Consider the following 20334-nt stretch of genomic DNA (forward strand, 5'->3'; position numbering starts at 1 on the left):
ACAGCGCACCATGCCGGATAGATCGCTGTAAAAAAAGCCCGACGCAGTGGTCGGGCTTCAGATTCAGCAGCTGGCGAGCAGCGCCTCTATCTCAACGCGGCTCGTGACTTTGCTGTCGATTTTGATATACGCGCTTTTCTCTTCCGGCACGATAAATACGGATGCCACGCCAGGCTGAGCTTTCAGACGTTTTTCCAGATTCGGCACGGCCAGCACGGCGTCGCTCAGTACCAGCCGCAGGCTGCTGACGTAAGGCGGCTCCTGCATCGACATCGCAACAAACAGCCAGGCCGCAGCGATAATCGCTCCGATGAGAAATACCGTCTGCGCATCAATATGACCAAAAATCCAGCCGCCGAGGCTGCCGCCAATCGCCACTCCAAGAAACTGGCTGGTGGAGTAGATACCCATGGCGGTGCCCTTATAACCAGCCGGTGACTCTTTGCTGATCAGCGAGGGCAGAATGGCCTCCATTACGTTAAACGCGAGGAAAAAGAGCTGCACGCCAGCCACCAGCGTCCAGAAGTGGCCTTCTGCTCCCCAGAGAACGATTTCCGCAATGATAATCAGCGCCACGCAGCTGACAAAAACCCGCTTCATACGGCGCTTTACTTCGGCGTAGATAATGACCGGCACTACGGCGACAAAGGCAACCAGCATGGTCACCAGATAGATTTTCCAGTGCTCAGCTGCCGGGAGGCCTGCCAGTTCAAACTGGCCGGGCAGGGCGACAAAGCTCGACATCAGCAGCACGTGCAGACAGAGAATGCCGATATTAAGCTTCAGCAGTCTGGGATTGGCCAGCACGGCGCGAATGCTGCCTTTTACCATCCCGGACTCGCGGTTAAGCACGTGACCGCGCGCATTCGGCACGACCAGCAGCGTGATAACGATACCCAGCGTTGCCAGCAGCGCAATCATCCAGAACAGCGCATGCAGCCCCAGCGCGTGCGTGACAATGGGTCCGGCCACCATGGCAATCGCAAAGGTCACGCCAAAACTGATACCGATAAATGCCATCGCTTTAGTGCGGTTCTGCTCACGGGTGAGATCGGACAGCAGCGCCATTACGGCGGCGGCAATAGCGCCGGAGCCTTGTAAGGCGCGACCAAGAATAATGCCCCAGATTGAGGTTGTCGTGGCGGCGATCACGCTGCCAAGGACAAACAGCAGCAGGCCGCCGACAATCAGCGGCTTGCGTCCGATACGATCGGAAAGCAGCCCGAAGGGGATCTGAAAAATGGCCTGTGCCAGACCATAAATACCAATTGCCAGACCAATCAGGGTTTCGCTGGCACCCTGCAACGCCATGCCGTAAGTAGTAAGTACCGGCAGAACCATAAACATTCCGAGCATACGCAGGGAAAAAACGGTACCTAAACCCCATGTAGCGCGCAGCTCTACCGGCGTCATTTTATTGTCGTTCATTCCAACCTCTGTAAGTGTCTGCCTGTCATGCACCATGCTGCAGCAGCCAGTAACACCCTGTTGCTGCAAATCGATTTATTTCGGGCATTTAGCACCCATTTTAGGGAGCAGGGGAGGGCGGGTAAAACATTTGTTTTTAAGCAGTGGTAACAAAAAGAAAGGGCGCGAAAATCGCGCCCTTTCTCAGAGTGACGGTGCCCGCTTACCAGACGTAAGTGAGCAGGTCTTTGGATGCGGGAGCCATGAAGTCAACTGACATCATGACGCTCAGCGCGGTGATGGCGATGATAGAGAACACAAACAGTTTACGCGCCCAGACTTTATCGTTTGAGGTTTTGTAACCTGAGAGTGCCATACCCAGCCACCAGACGCTGACCGCCGCAGCCACGATCAGATATTTGTAGCCCGCATAACCACCCAGTGAGAGCATCAGCGTGGCAATCATAAACGCCAGAATGTAGAGCGTAATATGATTTTTCGCCACAGAGATGCCTTTCACAACCGGCAGAACCGGAATGTTGGCGGCCTGGTAATCTTTAAAGCGGAAGATGGCAATCGCGTAGGAGTGCGGCATCTGCCACAGGCTAAAGATAGCCAGTAAAATTAATGCGCCAGCATCAAACTCGTTAGTGACTGCGCAGTAGCCAATTACCGGTGGCGCAGCACCGGAGAGGCTGCCGATCAGCGTTCCGTAGACCGAATGACGCTTCATATAGAGGCTGTAAACGCCAACATAGACCACGAAGCCCATGACCGCCAGCCACATGGCCAGCGGGTTGGCGCCGAAATACAGCAACGCAAAGCCAGCAATACCCAACGCAGTGGCATAAACCAGGCTTACTTTCGCCGAGATCAGGCCTTTGACCAGAACCCGGTTCCGCGTTCTCTCCATTTTGATGTCGATATCGCGGTCAATCACATTGTTGAATACACAACCCGATGCGACCACCAGCGATACGCCAGCCAGCGCGGTGAGAAACAGGGGATAATCGATGCTGCCTTTAGAGGCCAGCAGAAATCCACCGATGACAGAAATTAAATTTCCGAAAATAATTCCTGGTTTTGTTACTTGCAGGTATTGCTTAATCATTACGCGTGACTCTTTAGTGGGCCATCATGTTGTAGTTGAGGTTCCACATAATCCACAGTGAACCGATCACAACAATCAGAATGATGATTGCTGAGAAGACAATGGCCACCATGTTCCAGCCACCCTCTGATTTGCTGTCCAGATGCAGGAAGTAGACCAGGTGCACCAGCACCTGAACCACTGCACACACCAGAACCACACCCAGGATGGTGCCGTGTGAGGCACTGCCATCCATTACCATCCAGAACGGGATCGCCGTCAGGATGATAGAGAGGATGAAGCCGATCATGTAAGACTTCACGCTACCGTGTGATGCACCATGTTCGTTTACAGAATGACTCATTACATGGCTCCCATCAGATAGACAACGGTGAATACGCAGATCCACACCACATCCAGGAAGTGCCAGAACAGGCTCAGGCACATGATACGGGTACGGTTGCTCTCAGTCAGACCACGTTTAGCGATCTGGAACATCAGAACCGCCATCCAGATCAGACCAGAGGTAACGTGCAGACCGTGCGTACCAACCAGAGTAAAGAAGCCAGAAAGGAAGCCACTACGGTTTGGACCGAAGCCTTCCGCAATCAGGTGATGGAATTCATAGATTTCCATCCCGATAAATCCGGCACCGAACAGGAAGGTCAGGGCCAGCCAGCCAATGACCGAACCTTTGTTCTGGTTGTTCATCGCAATCACTGCCATTCCATAAGTAATGGAGCTCAGCAGCAGCAGCGCGGTTTCAACCAGCACAAACGGCAGTTCGAAAATATCTTTACCTGCCGGGCCACCGGCAGTGTTGTTGACCATTACTGCATAGGTCGCAAACAGCGTTGCGAAGATAATGCAGTCACTCATCAGGTAGATCCAGAAGCCAAAGACTTTATTGGCTCCTGCATCGTGATGCCCATGCTCCGCATGGGCGTCGTGGTGGTGTTTTACGGTTTGAGTCGACATTATTTCAGACCTGCTTTGCTGATGTCATCAAAGTGCTTCTTCTCGATCTGCTCGATTTCAGCAACCGGAACGTAGTAATCCACGTCCTCATCGAAGCTCTTCACAATCCAGGTCACGATAGTGCCCAGGAAAGTGAGACCCGCCAGCCACCAGATATGCCAGATCATGGCGAAACCGAAGACTGTTACGAATGCAGCGATAACAATGGCCGCGCCGCTGTTTTTCGGCATATGAATTTCTTCATATTTTTCTGGCTGCTTGTACGCTTCGCCTTTCTCTTTCATTTCCCAGAACGCATCACGCTCGTGGATATGAGGGATAACAGCAAAGTTGTAGAACGGTGGTGGTGAAGAAGTTGCCCACTCCAGCGTACGACCGCCCCACGGGTCACCAGTCAGATCGCGGTTCTGATCGCGGTCACGTACCGATACCCAGAACTGAACCAGCTGGCACAGAATACCGCAGGCAATCAGCGCCGCACCGCCAGCTGCAACAACCAGCAGCGAGTGGAACTGTGGATCGATATCCTGGCTCAGACGACGGGTCATACCCATGAAGCCCAGTGCGTACAGCGGCATAAAGGCAACAAAGAAGCCGATGATCCAGAACCAGAAAGCGCGTTTACCCCAGGTTTCGTTCAGCGTGAAGCCAAATGCTTTCGGGAACCAGTAAGTCACACCGGCCATGCAACCGAAGACAACACCACCGATAATAACGTTATGGAAGTGTGCAATCAGGAACAGGCTGTTGTGCAGGACAAAGTCTGCGCCCGGTACGGCCAGCAGTACGCCGGTCATACCACCGACTGAGAAGGTCACCAGGAAGCCGATGGTCCACAGCATCGCTGAGTTAAACTCAATACGACCCTGATACATGGTGAACAGCCAGTTAAAGATTTTCACCCCGGTCGGAATCGCGATGATCATCGTCATGATACCGAAGAAGGCGTTAACGTTAGCGCCCGCACCCATGGTGAAGAAGTGGTGCAGCCAGACGATGAACGACAGTACGGTAATGGCGATGGTTGCCCACACCAGTGAGGTGTAACCAAACAGACGCTTTTTCGAGAACGTCGCGGTAACTTCAGAGAAGACACCAAAGACCGGCAGAACGAGGATGTACACTTCCGGGTGACCCCAGACCCAGATCAGGTTGACGTACATCATCATGTTACCGCCCATATCATTAGTAAAGAAATGGAAGCCGAGGTAACGATCAAGCGTCAACAGTGCCAGCGTCACGGTCAGAACCGGGAACGCAGCGATGATCAGGACGTTGGTGCAGAGTGATGCCCAGGTAAAGACCGGCATTTTGAACAGGTCCATGCCCGGCGCACGCATCTTCAGAATGGTCACGAAGAAGTTGATACCGGTCAGCGTGGTCCCGATCCCTGAGAGCTGGAGACTCCAGATCCAGTAGTCGACCCCGACGCCAGGACTATACTCCGCGCCAGAAAGCGGCGGATAAGCCAGCCAGCCAGTCTGTGCGAACTCGCCCACACCCAGAGAGATGTTCACCAGGATCACACCGACCGCGGTAAACCAGAAGCTCAGGTTGTTCAGGAACGGGAACGCAACGTCACGGGCACCGATTTGCAGCGGAACCGCGATGTTCATCAGACCTACAACGAATGGCATTGCCACGAAGAAGATCATAATCACGCCGTGAGCAGTGAAGATCTGATCGTAGTGGTGCGGAGGCAGAATGCCCGCCTCACCGGCAGAAGCCATAACCTGTTGGGTACGCATCATTACTGCATCGGCAAAGCCGCGCAGCAGCATGACGAATGCCATGATGATATACATGATACCCAGTTTTTTGTGGTCAACGGAGGTAAGCCATTCTGACCACAGATACTTCCACTTACCAAAATAGGTGAGGGCGGCAACCAGCGCCAGACCACCAATGATGATAGCGGCGACCGTAACCATGATAATAGGCTCATGGTACGGCACTGCATCCAGTGTTAATTTTCCGAACATCGTATTATTCCCCGGTTCCCGCAGCAGCGGCGTGATTCATGTCCATGCCTTCGTGTGACATGTCCATTTTCCCGTGGCTCATCTTGAACTTATCAATAATCTGCTTGAAAAGTTCAGGATTCGCAGTTGAGAAATATTCCACCGGATGATTCTCACTTGGCGAAGCCAGTTTCTCAAACTCATCCATGGTGGTCAGCGTGTTAGGTGCCGCTTTAACTTTGGCAACCCACTGCTGGAATTCCGCATCATCTTTAGTTGCAATGGCCTTGAACTTCATGCCAGAGAAACCGCGACCACTGAAGTTTGATGAGATACCGTCAAACGTTCCTGGCTCATTGGCGATCAGGTGCAGTTTGGTCTGCATGCCCGCCATGGCGTAGATCTGGCTGCCGAGCGTAGGAATAAAGAACGAGTTCATCACGGAGTTAGAGGTGATTTTGAAGTTAACTGGCGTATTTGCCGGGAAGGCAATCTGGTTAACGGTGGCAATACCCTGTTCCGGGTAAATGAACAGCCATTTCCAGTCCAGTGCAACCACATCGATCTCAACAGGCTTAACGTCAGAGACCAGCGGTTTAGCCGGCTCCAGCGCATGCGTTGATTTCCAGGTCAGCACGCCGAGGAAGATGATGATCAGGATCGGAATGGTCCAGACCACGGCTTCCACTTTGTTAGAGTGTGACCAGTTAGGGCTGTACTTCGCTTCGGTATTGGTCGCCCGATATTTCCAGGCAAACACAACAGCCATTAAGACTGCCGGAATAACGACAATCATCATCAAGCCAAAGGCTGTCAGAATCAGTGAACGTTGCTCCATTGCAATCTGTCCCTTGGGATTTAACAACGCACTATCGCAGCCGCTGAGTAATACAGCGCCTGCGATTAATGACAAAATCCCCAAACATTTATTGTATTTCATGAGTCTCATTTAACGACCTCAATGACAAGGGCTCTATTGTCGTTTAAGTGTGCGCGCATTTTACGGTAAGGTTTATGCAGTGTAAACCAGCTTAAGGATGTGTCAGAAGGGTGTTGACACCTTTTGCTAAGGGAGTCACAGATGTTACGCAGAGTGACAAATTATTAACCGCGACAAGCAGTTGGCGGCAATATAACAAAAAGCAATGACAGAAACCGCAGAAAAAACAGGGAAAGCATAAACCGTACTTTTAATGCTCACTTATTTAACAATTATGCATCATTTGAGCGATAATTTTTCCACAAACTGATTGCTCACCGGATTTAAATATCGCCCGATGTTGTTAAATTAATGTTTTTATTTCGCGATGAAAAAAATGCTATTTGCGCTAATTCGCAGGTGCTATTTTTAAACAAAATAAATAGCGCCTGCAAATAGTGTCTGGCTATCGCTCAGCGAGCCGGTGGGTTTTTCTCAGAGCCAGACAGTCGAGTACCACGCCCAGCATAACGGCCAGAACGGCAATGCCGATGCCCGCCTCAAACAGTGGCGTCAGCAGCGCAGTCAGCGATTCTGCGCCTGCAGCTGTTAGCGCCAGCGTCAGCAGCCAGCAGCCCAGTAACGCGCAGCCTGCGGTGAACAGGCGGACAATCCAGCGATAGCCCACAGGCCAGCTGGTACGCGGAATAAACGTGCCGCTCTGCTGCATCTGAAGAAGCGTGGTGCGGCTAAGCCACAGCAGCAGCAGTCCCGGTAGCGCAGCCACAACGGTAAACGCATAGAAAGCTGACCAGCCCCATAGCTCAACCAGCCAGCCGGCGGCCGGACCCACATAAACGCGGCCAACAGCAGCCAGCGCTGAGAGCAGAGCGAACTGGGTGGCAGAGAACGCTTTATTACACATGGTCATCAGCAGCGCCACAAAGGCTGCTGTTCCCATGCCACCACACAGATTTTCAATAAACACCGCGCTGGCCATGCTCCAGAGGTGGGGCGGGGTAACCGCCAGCAGCCAGTAAGCGGCGTTCGATACGGCCTGCAGAATGCCAAACAGCATCAGAGCGCGAAACAGGCTCAGACGCTGCATCAGCACGCCGCCATAGAGTGCGCCGATAATCGTCGCCAGCAGCCCCAGCGTTTTATTCACCAGGCCAACATCGCCCGCGCTGAAGCCGACGCCGCGGATAAGAAAGGTTGTTGTCAGCGACGCCGCGAAGGCATCTCCCAGCTTATAAAGGATGATCAGGGTGATAAGCAGCCAGGCATTGTTACGCTGAAAAAAATCCGCCAGAGGAAACGTAACGGCCTGGCGCAGCGTATGCGGCTCGCGTTTAGCCGCAGCGGGTTCACGAGCCAGCAGCGTGGCAATCAGCCCCGGGATCATCAGCAGCGCCATCAGCCAGTAGGTTGCGCGCCAGCCCAGATAGCGATCGGCAAGCCAGAGTGCCAGCCCGCCGGAGATAAGCATCGCCAGGCGATAGCCCAGCACCGTAATCGCTGCGCCGCTGCCGCGCTCTTCCGGCGGCAGGATATCCGTTTTCCACGCATCAAAAACGATATCCTGAGAGGCGGAACAGAATGCGACCAGCACGGCGATGGCCGCCAGCAGCGTTAAATCCTGAGCCGGATGCATAAAACCGAGCGCAACAATACCGGCAATCAGCGCCAGCTGAGTCAGCAGTAACCAGCCCCGGCGACGTCCCAGAAATGGCGGCGTATAGCGGTCCATCACCGGCGACCAGAGAAATTTGAAAACGTAAGCCTGTCCTACCAGAGAAAAGAAGCCAATAGTTTTGAGGTCGACATTCTCTACGGTCATCCATGCCTGCAGCGTGCCCGCGGTCAGCGCCAGCGGCAAGCCGGAAGCAAAGCCAAGCAGCAGCAGTACCGCCGCGTTACGTTGGGTAAATATTCGCAGATAGTGAGAGGTCATAGCCAGCCTGAGGTAGTGCCCGGCACAGACGGCCGGGCAGATGACAGCGGAGCGGTTAGCGTGCGTTCTGTTTAATAAAGTTGTTTACACTGGTGTCCTGCGCCATATCGGCGATCACATCGCTCAGCGTCGCATTCACAGCGTTGGTGATCTTGTCATTGGTGGCATTGAAAGCGCCTTCAATGCTGTAGGTTTGACGGTAGTTTTTCACCTGCTTATTGCCGTTTTTCGCCGTGGCAATAATAGAGATATCCGCTTTCGTGGTGATGCTGTAGCGCACGTTACCCTGCGTGACGTCAGCGTAGAGGCCATTCACCACAATCTGCAGATCCACTGCGCCGTTCGGACCAATCATATATCCGCGGGAGGTCATCTGCTTCTCCAGCACTTCCTGCAGCAGAAAACGCAGGTCGCGTGATGGCGTCAGCGTAACCAGCTGTCCATCGCGGTTAACCTTTGCCAGCGCCTGATCGCTGCGCTGATCGGCACCGTTTACGCTGACGGTAACGCCCATCAGGCTCGGATCCTGTTGTGGCAGCTGGATCTTTGGCTGAATGTTCAGGGTTGTACTGTTGCTGGCACAGCCGGCTAAAACAAAAGCAGCCAGCAGAGGGAATAACAGTTTTTTCAACATACTCATTCTCATTAGCGTTAGGTTGGGAGATAAATCCGGCGTCATCATAGCATTGCAGCGAGGTGAAAAAAGCCCCAGCCACCGGGAAATTGATTGTAAAGGCTTTTTTCAGCCCGGAGGAAAACCCGCAGGTTGACCCGCCCGGATTGCCGGTTATGATGCGCTGCAGAGCGGGAATATTTTCTGATTTTTACCGGGCAGTAATGCAAAACCTACTAATATTTAAACAGATGGGGCACAGCGCTCGCCGGAGAGGGTGTAAACAATGATTCGCGAACAAATAGAAGAAAAGCTGCGCAACGCTTTCACACCTGCACACCTCGAAGTGCATGATGAAAGCTATCGTCATAACGTGCCTGCCGGTTCTGAAAGTCACTTTAAAGTGGTGATTGTCAGCGATCACTTTACCGGTCAGCGCTTTTTACAGCGGCATCGCGCCATCTATGGCGAACTGTCTGCGGAACTGGCAGGCAGCGTACACGCGCTGGCGCTGCATACCTACACGCAAAAAGAGTGGCACGGGCTGCAGGATACTGTCCTGGCTTCGCCTAACTGCCGGGGTGCCGGTACGCTTGCCTGATGCTGGCATCTTCAACCTTTCCTGAAACGGCCTGCGGGCCGTTTTTTCGTTTCTCAGACGCTAAACGCGATCTGCGGCGCAAAAAAGCAGCAAAGTCGTTAAAAAGTGGTGAGTTTGCAGCCTCGACTCATTCCGGCGATGCCGCTATAATGCGGCGTCTATTTTTCCGGAATGTCTTCGGGACGCTTCTGGTGACAGGGATGTGGTTCTGCCCGCAGAGGCCGTCCCGGTTATTGGATACGGCGCATTAATTGTGTGGTGTCTGAAGTTGACCGAGCACGTGATTTTTTGAGGTAACAAAATGACAGTTTCAGTAGAAACCACCCAGGGTCTGGGCCGCCGCATTTCGATTACTATTCCAGCTGACAGCATTGACGCTGCAGTCAAGAAAGAACTGATTGAAGTGGCTAAGAAAGTCCGTATCGATGGTTTCCGTAAAGGTAAAGTGCCATCGCATATCATCAATCAGCGCTACGGCGCCTCTGTTCGCCAGGATGTGCTGGGCGAGCTGATGACGCGTAACTTTGTTGACGCCATCATCAAAGAGAAAATCAATCCAGCAGGCGCGCCTGACTACGTGCCGGGTGAGTATAAAGAAGGCGAAGACTTTACCTATGCGGTTGAGTTTGAAGTCTACCCGGAAGTGGAATTACAGGGTCTGGACGCAATCGAAGTTGAAAAACCGGTTGTTGAAGTGACCGATGCAGACGTTGACGCGATGTTGGATACCCTGCAGAAGCAGCAGGCTACCTGGAAAGAGACTGACGCAGCGGCTACCGCTGAAGATCGCGCTACCATCGATTTCAACGGTTCTGTTGATGGCGAAGAGTTTGAAGGCGGTAAAGCGTCTGACTTCGTACTGGCGATGGGTCAGGGTCGTATGATCCCTGGTTTTGAAGAAGGCATCACCGGTAAGAAAGCGGGTGACACCTTTACTATCGACGTTAAATTCCCGGACGATTACCACGCAGAAAACCTGAAAGGGAAAGATGCGAAGTTTGATATCGTTCTGAAGAAAGTTGAAACCCGTGAACTGCCAGAACTGACCGCTGATTTCATCAAACGTTTCGGCGTAGAAGATGGTTCAGTTGATGGCCTGCGTGCAGAAGTGCGTAAAAACATGGAGCGCGAGCTCAAAGGCGCTATCCGTAACCGCGTGAAGTCTCAGGTTCTGGATGGTCTGGTTGAAGCGAACAACATCGACGTGCCAGCCGCTCTGATTGATGGCGAAATCGACGTGCTGCGTCGTCAGGCTGCTCAGCGCTTTGGTGGCAATGAGAAGCAGGCGCTGGAACTGCCACGTGAGCTGTTCGAAGAGCAGGCAAAACGTCGCGTTGTTGTAGGTCTGCTGCTGGGCGAAGTGATCCGCATCAACGAGCTGAAAGCGGATGAAGATCGCGTTAAGACGCTGATCGAAGAGATGGCTTCTGCGTATGAAGATCCGCAGGAAGTTATCGAGTTCTACAGCAAGAACAGCGAGCTGATGAACAACATGCGCAACGTTGCGCTGGAAGAGCAGGCGGTCGAGGCTCTGCTGGCGAAAGCCAAAGTCGCCGACAAAGCGACCTCTTTCCAGGAGCTGATGAACCAGACCTCTGCGGCCTGATTAATCACTTAACGGAATGTGCTCAGCCCGCGACCTCCTGTCGCGGGCTTTTTTATATTTATGATAAAAACCCCCTTCCTGCACTGCTATTTGACTAATTAAGCGGCAAATTATCCGTTATGCTCTTTTTCCAGGTTAGCGAATAGAGAAAAGGTTGTTATGCTTGAAACAACCGGGCAGCATCCCCAGATAGAGGAAGAATGCGAGAGAACCGTGAGGCTGGCTGATTAACCGTCCTGAAATGTCGGAACGAGGCGGCTGTGCATAGTTTTCGCAGCGCGTCTCACGTAGAATCGGTACAGAATGTTGCCAATGAAATTTATCAGGAGACGGTAATGTCATACAGTGGCGATCGTGAATTTACTGCACCAACTAATGCGCTGGTGCCAATGGTGGTCGAACAAACCTCGCGCGGCGAGCGTTCTTACGACATCTATTCCCGCCTGCTTAAAGAGCGCGTTATCTTTCTGACCGGTCAGGTTGAAGATCACATGGCGAACCTGATTGTGGCGCAGATGCTGTTTCTGGAAGCAGAGAATCCGGAAAAAGATATCTATCTCTACATCAACTCACCGGGTGGCGTGATTACGGCTGGTATGTCGATCTACGACACCATGAAATTTATTAAGCCGGACGTCAGCACCATCTGTATGGGCCAGGCGTGCTCAATGGGCGCGTTTTTGCTGACGGCAGGAACCAAGGGTAAACGCTTCTGCCTGCCTAACTCCCGCGTGATGATTCACCAGCCGCTGGGCGGCTATCAGGGACAGGCAACGGATATTGAAATTCACGCGCGTGAAATTCTGAAAGTAAAACAGCGCATGAATGAGCTGATGGCTGAGCATACCGGCAAATCGCTGGAGCAGATTGAGCGCGATACCGAACGCGATCGTTTCCTCTCTGCCAGTGAAGCGGTAGAGTATGGCCTGGTTGACTCTATCCTGACACACCGTCAATAAGACGCACCTGCCTGGCCCTTACGCTATAGTTAACGGGGGGCAGGCAGATGAGTTGCATGCATACCGGCCGTTGTTGTACGGCCAGTGCCGTACACCAGAGTAGGTCTGAGAACGAAAAGAGGTTAGCTGATGACAGATAAGCGCAAAGACGGTTCAGGTAAGTTGCTGTACTGCTCTTTCTGCGGCAAAAGCCAGCATGAAGTCCGTAAGCTGATTGCCGGGCCGTCAGTCTATATTTGCGACGAATGTGTCGATTTATGTAATGACATCATTCGTGAAGAGATCAAAGAGGTTGCGCCCCATCGCGAGCGTAGCGCTCTGCCAACGCCACATGAAATTCGTCACCATCTCGATGACTATGTTATTGGTCAGGAAAAGGCGAAAAAAGTGCTGGCGGTTGCCGTTTACAACCACTACAAACGTCTGCGCAATGGCGATACCAGCAACGGTATTGAGCTGGGCAAAAGTAACATCCTGCTGATCGGCCCAACCGGTAGCGGTAAGACACTGCTGGCAGAGACGCTGGCGCGCCTGCTGGATGTGCCTTTTACCATGGCGGACGCCACTACGCTGACCGAAGCGGGCTACGTGGGCGAAGATGTAGAAAACATCATCCAGAAGCTGCTGCAGAAGTGCGACTATGATGTGCAGAAGGCGCAGCGCGGTATCGTCTACATCGATGAGATCGATAAAATCTCCCGTAAGTCTGATAACCCTTCTATTACGCGTGATGTGTCAGGCGAAGGCGTACAGCAGGCCCTGCTGAAGCTGATCGAAGGCACCGTTGCCGCTGTCCCGCCTCAGGGTGGCCGCAAACATCCGCAGCAGGAGTTCCTGCAGGTTGATACATCGAAAATCCTGTTTATCTGCGGCGGCGCATTTGCCGGCCTTGATAAGGTGATTTCGCAGCGTGTAGAAACCGGATCGGGTATCGGCTTTGGCGCGACAGTAAAAGGCAAATCGCAAAAAGCCAGCGAAGGCGAACTGCTGTCACAGGTAGAACCGGAAGATTTGATCAAATTTGGTCTGATTCCGGAATTTATCGGTCGTCTGCCAGTGGTTGCCACGCTGAACGAGCTGAGCGAAGAAGCCCTGATTCAGATCCTGCGCGAGCCGAAAAATGCGCTCACCAAGCAGTATCAGGCGCTGTTTAACCTGGAAGGCGTTGAGCTGGAGTTCCGCGACGAAGCGCTGACGGCTATCGCTAAAAAGGCGATGTCGCGTAAAACCGGTGCGCGCGGTCTGCGTTCTATCGTTGAGGCGGCGCTGCTGGAAACCATGTATGACCTGCCTTCAATGGAAGATGTCGAGAAAGTGGTTATCGATGATTCGGTGATTGATGGCGAGTCCGATCCAATGCTGATTTATGGTAAGCATGAAGCACAAGCTTCTGGCGAATAAATAAGCAGCCAAATCACGTTGTTATCTTAAAAAAGGGGAATTTTATTCCCCTTTTACTTTTCTCACCGCTGTGACATTGAATGTCGGACAAGCATCCCCATATACTCATAATCCTGTGGGTTTAACTGCATACAGCCTGTATTACGCGGTACCCATCACCTGGCGGACATTAAACTAAGAGAGAGCTCTATGAATCCTGAGCGTTCTGAACGCATTGAAATCCCCGTGTTGCCGCTGCGCGACGTGGTGGTTTATCCGCACATGGTAATTCCGTTGTTTGTTGGTCGGGAAAAATCGATTCGTTGCCTGGAAGCAGCAATGGATCATGACAAGAAGATCATGCTGGTTGCCCAGAAAGAGGCTTCAACGGATGAACCTGGAATTAACGATCTCTTTGCCGTAGGGACAGTGGCGTCCGTACTGCAGATGCTGAAGCTGCCTGATGGCACGGTTAAGGTGCTGGTGGAGGGCCTGCAGCGTGCCCGCATTACCACGCTATCTGACAATGGCGATCATTTTGTCGCTCAGGCTGAATATCTGACTTCGCCAGAAATTGAAGAGCGCGAGCAGGAAGTGCTGGTGCGCACCGCGATTAATCAGTTTGAAGGCTATATCAAGCTGAACAAAAAGATCCCGCCTGAAGTGCTGACGTCGCTGAACAGCATTGATGACGCGGCGCGCCTGGCCGATACCGTGGCGGCGCATATGCCCCTTAAGCTGGCGGATAAACAGTCCGTGCTGGAGATGTCCGACGTTAACGAGCGTCTGGAATATCTGATGGCGATGATGGAATCGGAAATCGACCTGCTGCAGGTTGAAAAACGTATTCGCAATCGCGTCAAAAAGCAGATGGAAAAAAGCCAGCGCGAATATTATCTGAACGAACAGATGAAGGCGATTCAGAAAGAGCTGGGCGAGATGGATGATGCGCCAGACGAGTATGAAGCGCTGAAGCGTAAAATCGACGCGGCTAAAATGCCGGCTGAAGCGCGTGAAAAAGCGGAAGCTGAGCTGCAGAAGCTGAAGATGATGTCGCCGATGTCGGCGGAAGCGACAGTGGTACGCGGCTATATCGACTGGATGGTGCAGGTTCCATGGAACGCGCGCAGTAAGGTGAAGAAAGATCTGCGCAAAGCGCAGGAGACGCTTGATACCGATCACTTTGGTCTTGAGCGCGTCAAAGATCGCATCCTTGAGTATCTTGCGGTGCAGAGTCGCGTCAGCAAAATCAAAGGCCCAATCCTCTGTCTGGTTGGCCCGCCGGGTGTGGGTAAAACCTCTCTGGGACAGTCGATTGCGAAAGCGACCGGACGTAAATATGTGCGTATGGCGCTGGGCGGCGTACGCGATGAAGCAGAAATTCGCGGACATCGTCGTACCTATATCGGTTCAATGCCGGGCAAGCTGATCCAGAAAATGGCAAAAGTCGGGGTGAAAAACCCGCTGTTCCTGCTGGATGAGATTGATAAAATGTCGTCTGATATGCGCGGCGATCCCGCTTCGGCGCTGCTGGAAGTGCTGGATCCGGAACAGAACATCGCGTTTAACGATCACTACCTGGAAGTCGACTACGATCTGTCTGACGTGATGTTTGTCGCGACCTCCAACTCCATGAATATTCCGGCACCGCTGCTGGATCGTATGGAAGTGATCCGCCTGTCGGGCTATACCGAAGATGAAAAACTCAATATTGCGAAGCAGCATCTGCTGCCAAAACAGATTGAGCGCAATGCGCTGAAAGAGAAAGAGATCAGCGTTGACGATAGCGCAATCATCGGCATCATCCGCTATTACACGCGTGAAGCAGGCGTGCGTAGCCTGGAACGTGAGCTCTCTAAGTTATGCCGTAAAGCGGTCAAAGCGCTGCTGATGGATAAAACTCAGAAGAGCATCACAATTAATGGCGACAACCTGAAAGATTTCCTTGGCGTACAGCGTTTTGATTACGGTCGCGCTGACAGCGAAAACCGCGTAGGACAGGTGACCGGCCTGGCGTGGACAGAAGTGGGCGGCGATCTGCTGACCATCGAAACCGCATGTGTGCCAGGTAAAGGCAAGCTGACCTATACCGGTTCTCTCGGCGAGGTTATGCAGGAGTCGATTCAGGCTGCATTAACCGTGGTTCGCGCCCGGGCAGAAAAACTGGGTATTAACGGCGACTTCTACGAGAAGCGCGATATCCACGTGCACGTGCCGGAAGGGGCTACGCCGAAGGATGGTCCGAGTGCCGGTATTGCGATGTGTACGGCGCTGGTCTCCTGTCTGACCGGTAACCCGGTCCGTTCCGATGTGGCGATGACCGGCGAGATCACGCTGCGCGGTCAGGTACTGCCTATCGGCGGTCTGAAAGAGAAACTGCTGGCAGCACACCGTGGCGGGATTAAAACTGTACTGATCCCGGATGAAAACAAGCGCGATCTGGAAGAGATCCCGGCAAACGTGATTGCTGACCTCAGCATTCATCCGGTTAAACGCATTGAAGAGGTGCTGAATCTGGCCCTGGAAAATGCGCCATCCGGTATGCAGGTTGTGACGGCAAAATAGCGCTGAGCAGTAAACGCGGCTAAAAAGCGAAGCTGGCAGGCCAAATCAGGCTTGCCAGCTTTTTTTTGCCTGTTAAGTTAGAGGGCTGCTGGATCGGCGATTAAGATGAATACCGTTGTTTCAGCACCACAGGCTTGTTATAACTGGCTGCGCGTTTGCTCCGGCGTAAAGAGACGGGGCAAAGTGAATAATAAAAGAGGGGATGAAGAGAGTGAATAAGTCACAGTTGATCGACAAAATCGCTGCAGAAGCGGACATTTCAAAAGCAGCAGCCGGACGTGTACTGGAGGCCTTTACCGAATCTGTTTCTGGCGCACTGAAAGAGGGCGACGAAGTAGCCCTGGTGGGTTTCGGTACTTTCTCTGTGCGCGAGCGCGCTGAGCGTGCCGGCCGTAATCCGCAGACCGGTAAAGAGATCACCATCCCGGCTGGCAAAGTACCGGGATTCCGCGCCGGTAAAGCGCTGAAAGACGCCGTTAATTAAGCCAGTCAGGATTAACCAGTGAAGCATTTTCTTCTCTGGATTGAGGACGAAAAAGCCGTTCTCATGTAACATACGGGCACATCATTATTGATGTGCCCTTTTTTATTTGATGCGCAGCTTAAGCCAGTGGCTTCAGTCTCCGCATGGTTGCCAGCTGCCAGCCTGAACTGCAGCTGCACGATGATGGCATCGTGTCTGAGCTTTACATTCACACTACAGCGGAGTGTTGTCATACCATGATGGACAATTTACGCGCGGCGTCGAATCATGTCGTGCTCAAGGTTATTCTGGGATTGATTATCCTGTCCTTTGTGCTTACCGGGGTGGGCAACTACCTGATAGGTGGCAATGGCGATTACGCTGCGAAAGTTAACGGCCACGAAATCAGCCGGGCTGAGCTGGAGCAGGCGTTTAACAGCGAGCGCAATCGTCAGCAGCAGATGCTGGGCGATCAGTTCTCGCAGCTGGCGAGCAATGATGGGTATATCCAGCAGATGCGCCAGCAGGCGCTGTCACAGCTGGTGGATCAGGCGCTGCTGGATCAGTACATCAGCGAGCTGCATCTTGGCATCAGTGATGAGCAGGTAAAGCAGGCCATTTTTAACCAGAAAGCGTTTCAGACCAACGGCAAATTTGATAATGCCAAATATAACGGTCTGATCACCAGCATGGGCTTCTCAGCCGATCAATATGCAGAAGCGCTGCGCAAGCAGTTGCTTAATCAGCAGCTGATCAACGCCATCGCTAACACTGATTTTATGCTGAAAGATGAAACCACAAAGCTGACCGATTTAGTCTCGCAGCAGCGGGAAATTCGTCAGGCGGTGATTAACGTGGATGCGCTGGCAGCGAAGCAGACGGTTAATGACGATGAGATCGCGCAGTATTATCAGCAGCATCAGAACAGTTTTATGGCTCCGGAGCAGTTCCGCGTCAGCTACATCAAAATGGATGCAGCAGCGATGCAGCAGCCGGTCAGCGAAGCGGACATTCAGAGCTGGTACGATCAACACAAAGCGGACTATTCACAGCCCCAGCGCAGCCGTTACAGCATCATACAGACCAAAACTGAGGCGGAAGCCCGATCGGTACTGGATGCGCTGAAGCAGGGCGGGGACTTTGCCAGCCTGGCGAAAAGCAAATCTGCCGATCCTATCTCCGCGCGTAAAGGCGGTGATATGGGCTGGCTGGAGCCTGCAACCACGCCGGACGAGCTGAAAAACGCCGGCCTGACGCAGAAAGGCCAGCTTTCAGACGTGATCAAGTCCTCAGTAGGTTTCCTGGTGGTACGTCTGGATGATATCCAGCCGGAGCAGGTGAAGCCGCTGGCGCAGGTGCATGACGTTATTGCAGATAAAGTTAAGCAGGAGAAAGCGCTTGACGCCTTCTATAAGCTGCAGCAGAAAGTCAGTGAAGCCGCCAGCAATGACAATGAATCGCTGGCGGGTGCAGCCCAGGCATCGGGTCTTAAAGTCAGTGAAACAGGCTGGTTTACCCGTGATGATATGCCTGCCGACCTCGACTTTGACGCGGTTAAACAGGCGGTCTTCAGCGGCGGCTTAATTGGGCAGAACGGCGCGCCGGGCAACAATTCCGATATTATCAGCGTGGATGGCGATCGCGCGTTTGTGCTGCGCATCAGCGAACACAAACCGGAAGCGGTAAAACCGCTTGACCAGGTGAAGGTACAGGTGACCGACCGCATCAAACACGATAAGGCGACGCAGCAGGCTAAAGCACAGGCAGATAAACTGCTGGCCGATCTGAAAGCGGGCAAGAGTGAGGCGCTGAGCGCGGCAGGACTGACGCTGAGCAGCAGCAAAGTGGTTGATCGTAACGCACAGGATCCGGTCGCCCAGACCGCATTTTCACTGCCGCAGCCGGCAGAGAATAAACCGTCCTGGGGCGTAAGCGAAGATATGCAGGGCAACGTCGTGCTGGTCGCGCTGGATAAAGTCTCTGCCGGCAGCCTGCCGCAGAACCAGGTCGATGAGATGATCAAAGGCGTGACGCAGAACAATGCGCAGATCGCGTTTGAAGCGCTGCTTGAAAACCTGCGTAAAGAGGCGAAGATCAAATATGGGGCAGCGGCACAAACCCAGTAAGCCTCACAAAAACAGGTAATTCTCTGCAACAATCAAAGGCCGCTTCTGCGGCCTTTTCCATCTCTGCGCTTCGCCTTTTGCCGGACATCCTCTGCTGTGACACGCTGCTGATGCTGTCAAACACAAGGAGAAAAACAGCATGAACAAATCTACTTTTCACGCATTTTGTCTGACACTGGCGCTGGGCGGCGCACTCTGCGGCAGCACTCTTGCGCATGCGGCGGGAGAGCCTGCGGAAGCGCAGGCGAAGCCGCCCGCATCGCTGACGGCCGGACCGGTCAGCATCAACGACGCTACCGCGGAGCAGCTGGCGAGCGCCATGAATGGCATCGGATTGAAAAAAGCGCAGGCGATCGTCAGCTATCGCGAAGAGTATGGGCGCTTCACCGCGCTGGATCAGCTCAAAGAGGTACCCGGTATCGGCAGTGCGCTGGTAGAACGTAACAGCGATCGACTCAAACTGTGAAGCACTTCGCGATGCTGAAGTATCAGTAAGTCCAGGCAACAGGCTGTGCTATGCTCAACAGGTCCAACCAGTTAGCAATTTCAGCCTGTTCAGGAGCGTTGATGCAAACCACAATAAAAGTGCGCGGCTATCATCTGGATGTCTATCAGCACGTTAATAATGCGCGCTATCTCGAATTCCTGGAGGAGGCGCGCTGGCAGTGGCTGGAAGAAGCGGACGCCTTTAACTGGCTGATGGCGCAAAAACTGGCGTTCGTGGTGGTAAACATCAATATCAACTATCGCCGGCCTGCGGTTCTGGGCGACCGTCTGGTTATTGAAAGTGACGTGTCACAGCTCAGCGGCCGCAGCGGGATCATTACACAGCGTGTGCTGCTTGCAGACGATCGCACTCTGGTGGCTGACGCTCTGCTGACGTTTGTCTGTATCGATTTACGGACGCAAAAAGCGGTGCCGCTGGAAGGAGAACTGCGCGAACGCCTGGCCGCTCTCATGGCCGGACGTTAAACCGTAGCGTCACTGCTGACGCCACGCCAGCGGCATGCTGACTCAGCGCAGGCCGCTTTTTTGCTTCATTGCCGTCATTATCGCGGCGGCATTGTCCTGATACTCCGCCAGCCCACGCGCACGTAAATGACAGGCGGCGCAGGTTCCGCAGCCATCTCCTTTAATGCCGTTATAGCAGGTCAGCGTCTCTGTCCGCACCAGCGGCAGCTGCTGCCAGTAATCAGCAAGCGCCCAGGTCTCTGCTTTATTCAGCCACATCAGCGGCGTCTCAAAACGTATCTCGCGAGCCATGCCAAGGCTGACCGCGTGATTTAACGCTTTAACAAACTCATCGCGGCAGTCGGGATAGCCGGAGAAGTCGGTCTCGCAGACGCCGGTAATAACAGCTTCAGCTTCTACCTGATACGCGTAGACAGAAGCGAGCGTCAGAAACAGAATATTACGGCCCGGGACAAAGGTGCTGGGTAATCCGCTGGCATCAGCCTCATAGGCCGGTACCGGAATGTTATCGCGCGTCAGGCTGCTTATCGCCAGTTCGTTAAGCAGGGTGACATCCAGTACTTTATGCGCGCGCGCGCCCAGTTTACGTGCCAGCTCCGCCGCCACTTCGATCTCTTCGCGGTGGCGCTGGCCATAATCGAAGGTGACGCAGTGAACTTCATCATAGTGCTGCAGAGCCTGAATCAGGCAGGTGGTGGAGTCTTGTCCACCACTAAAAACGACAACGGCGCGTTTCATTA

The 20334-nt window shown here is 53.2% G+C and carries 18 protein-coding genes; 9 read left to right on the forward strand and 9 right to left on the reverse strand.

All coding sequences use genetic code 11. The features are described 5' to 3' along the window. Window positions 1-63 precede the first annotated feature (63 nt). From B4056_RS03620 to B4056_RS03655, 8 genes are all read right to left on the reverse strand, one after another. On the reverse strand, window positions 64-1428 hold the full coding sequence (locus B4056_RS03620; RefSeq protein WP_094111498.1) for an MFS transporter: 1365 nt from the start codon (window positions 1426-1428) through the stop codon (window positions 64-66). A gap of 202 nt (window positions 1429-1630) precedes the next feature. Beyond that, a complete protein-coding gene (gene cyoE / locus B4056_RS03625; RefSeq protein ID WP_039382978.1) occupies window positions 1631-2518 on the reverse strand; it encodes a heme o synthase in 888 nt (295 codons plus the stop codon). A 13-nt stretch (window positions 2519-2531) separates the two neighbouring features. After that, window positions 2532-2861: a cytochrome o ubiquinol oxidase subunit IV gene (locus B4056_RS03630; RefSeq protein WP_039382979.1), complete on the reverse strand. Its 330-nt coding sequence runs from the start codon at window positions 2859-2861 to the stop codon at window positions 2532-2534. Then, complete coding sequence (locus B4056_RS03635; RefSeq protein ID WP_039382980.1) at window positions 2861-3475, reverse strand: cytochrome o ubiquinol oxidase subunit III; 615 nt, start codon at window positions 3473-3475, stop codon at window positions 2861-2863. The genes B4056_RS03630 and B4056_RS03635 overlap by 1 nt, the downstream gene beginning before the upstream one ends. Next, window positions 3475-5457: a cytochrome o ubiquinol oxidase subunit I gene (gene cyoB, locus B4056_RS03640; protein WP_039382981.1), complete on the reverse strand. Its 1983-nt coding sequence runs from the start codon at window positions 5455-5457 to the stop codon at window positions 3475-3477. The genes B4056_RS03635 and cyoB overlap by 1 nt, the downstream gene beginning before the upstream one ends. 4 nt (window positions 5458-5461) lie before the next feature. After that, window positions 5462-6385 (reverse strand): cytochrome o ubiquinol oxidase subunit II, encoded by a 924-nt coding sequence (gene cyoA, locus B4056_RS03645; RefSeq protein WP_039382982.1) that lies wholly within the window; start codon window positions 6383-6385, stop codon window positions 5462-5464. 436 nt (window positions 6386-6821) lie between these two features. Further along, complete coding sequence (gene ampG, locus B4056_RS03650) at window positions 6822-8309, reverse strand: muropeptide MFS transporter AmpG (RefSeq protein WP_071668931.1); 1488 nt, start codon at window positions 8307-8309, stop codon at window positions 6822-6824. 55 nt (window positions 8310-8364) lie between these two features. After that, on the reverse strand, window positions 8365-8943 hold the full coding sequence (locus tag B4056_RS03655; RefSeq protein WP_039382984.1) for a lipoprotein: 579 nt from the start codon (window positions 8941-8943) through the stop codon (window positions 8365-8367). Window positions 8944-9208: 265 nt separating this feature from the next. Between B4056_RS03655 and bolA the strand changes: the two genes are divergently transcribed. From bolA to B4056_RS03700, 9 genes are all read left to right on the forward strand, one after another. Beyond that, window positions 9209-9523 carry a transcriptional regulator BolA gene (gene bolA, locus B4056_RS03660; RefSeq protein WP_039382985.1) on the forward strand — a complete coding sequence of 105 codons (315 nt, stop codon included), beginning with the start codon at window positions 9209-9211 and terminating at the stop codon, window positions 9521-9523. Between the two features lie 301 nt (window positions 9524-9824). After that, window positions 9825-11129, forward strand: coding sequence for a trigger factor (gene tig / locus B4056_RS03665; RefSeq protein WP_094111500.1), 1305 nt, complete (start codon window positions 9825-9827; stop codon window positions 11127-11129). 335 nt (window positions 11130-11464) lie between these two features. Further along, on the forward strand, window positions 11465-12088 hold the full coding sequence (clpP, locus tag B4056_RS03670; RefSeq protein WP_010616837.1) for an ATP-dependent Clp endopeptidase proteolytic subunit ClpP: 624 nt from the start codon (window positions 11465-11467) through the stop codon (window positions 12086-12088). 129 nt (window positions 12089-12217) lie between these two features. Further along, window positions 12218-13489, forward strand: a complete 1272-nt coding sequence (gene clpX, locus B4056_RS03675; protein WP_039382987.1) for an ATP-dependent protease ATP-binding subunit ClpX — start codon at window positions 12218-12220, stop codon at window positions 13487-13489. 189 nt (window positions 13490-13678) lie between these two features. Next, entirely contained in the window at window positions 13679-16033 is a 2355-nt protein-coding gene (gene lon / locus B4056_RS03680; protein WP_039382988.1) for an endopeptidase La, read from the forward strand. A 211-nt stretch (window positions 16034-16244) separates the two neighbouring features. Next, entirely contained in the window at window positions 16245-16517 is a 273-nt protein-coding gene (gene hupB, locus B4056_RS03685) for a nucleoid-associated protein HU-beta (protein WP_039382989.1), read from the forward strand. Window positions 16518-16753: 236 nt separating this feature from the next. After that, window positions 16754-18622, forward strand: coding sequence for a peptidylprolyl isomerase (gene ppiD, locus B4056_RS03690; RefSeq protein WP_150034489.1), 1869 nt, complete (start codon window positions 16754-16756; stop codon window positions 18620-18622). A gap of 139 nt (window positions 18623-18761) precedes the next feature. Beyond that, entirely contained in the window at window positions 18762-19088 is a 327-nt protein-coding gene (locus B4056_RS03695) for a ComEA family DNA-binding protein (RefSeq protein ID WP_150034490.1), read from the forward strand. A 101-nt stretch (window positions 19089-19189) separates the two neighbouring features. Next, window positions 19190-19594 carry an acyl-CoA thioesterase gene (locus B4056_RS03700; protein WP_150034491.1) on the forward strand — a complete coding sequence of 135 codons (405 nt, stop codon included), beginning with the start codon at window positions 19190-19192 and terminating at the stop codon, window positions 19592-19594. Window positions 19595-19636: 42 nt separating this feature from the next. Here B4056_RS03700 and queC read toward each other — a convergent pair whose 3' ends face one another. Continuing rightward, the gene (queC, locus tag B4056_RS03705; RefSeq protein ID WP_113654929.1) at window positions 19637-20332 is read right to left on the reverse strand and encodes a 7-cyano-7-deazaguanine synthase QueC; all 696 of its coding nucleotides are present in this window, start codon (window positions 20330-20332) and stop codon (window positions 19637-19639) included. Window positions 20333-20334 lie beyond the last annotated feature (2 nt).

The organism is Pantoea sp. UBA7232 (assembly GCF_002473195.1).
GTDB classification, from domain to species: domain Bacteria; phylum Pseudomonadota; class Gammaproteobacteria; order Enterobacterales; family Enterobacteriaceae; genus Pantoea; species Pantoea eucrina.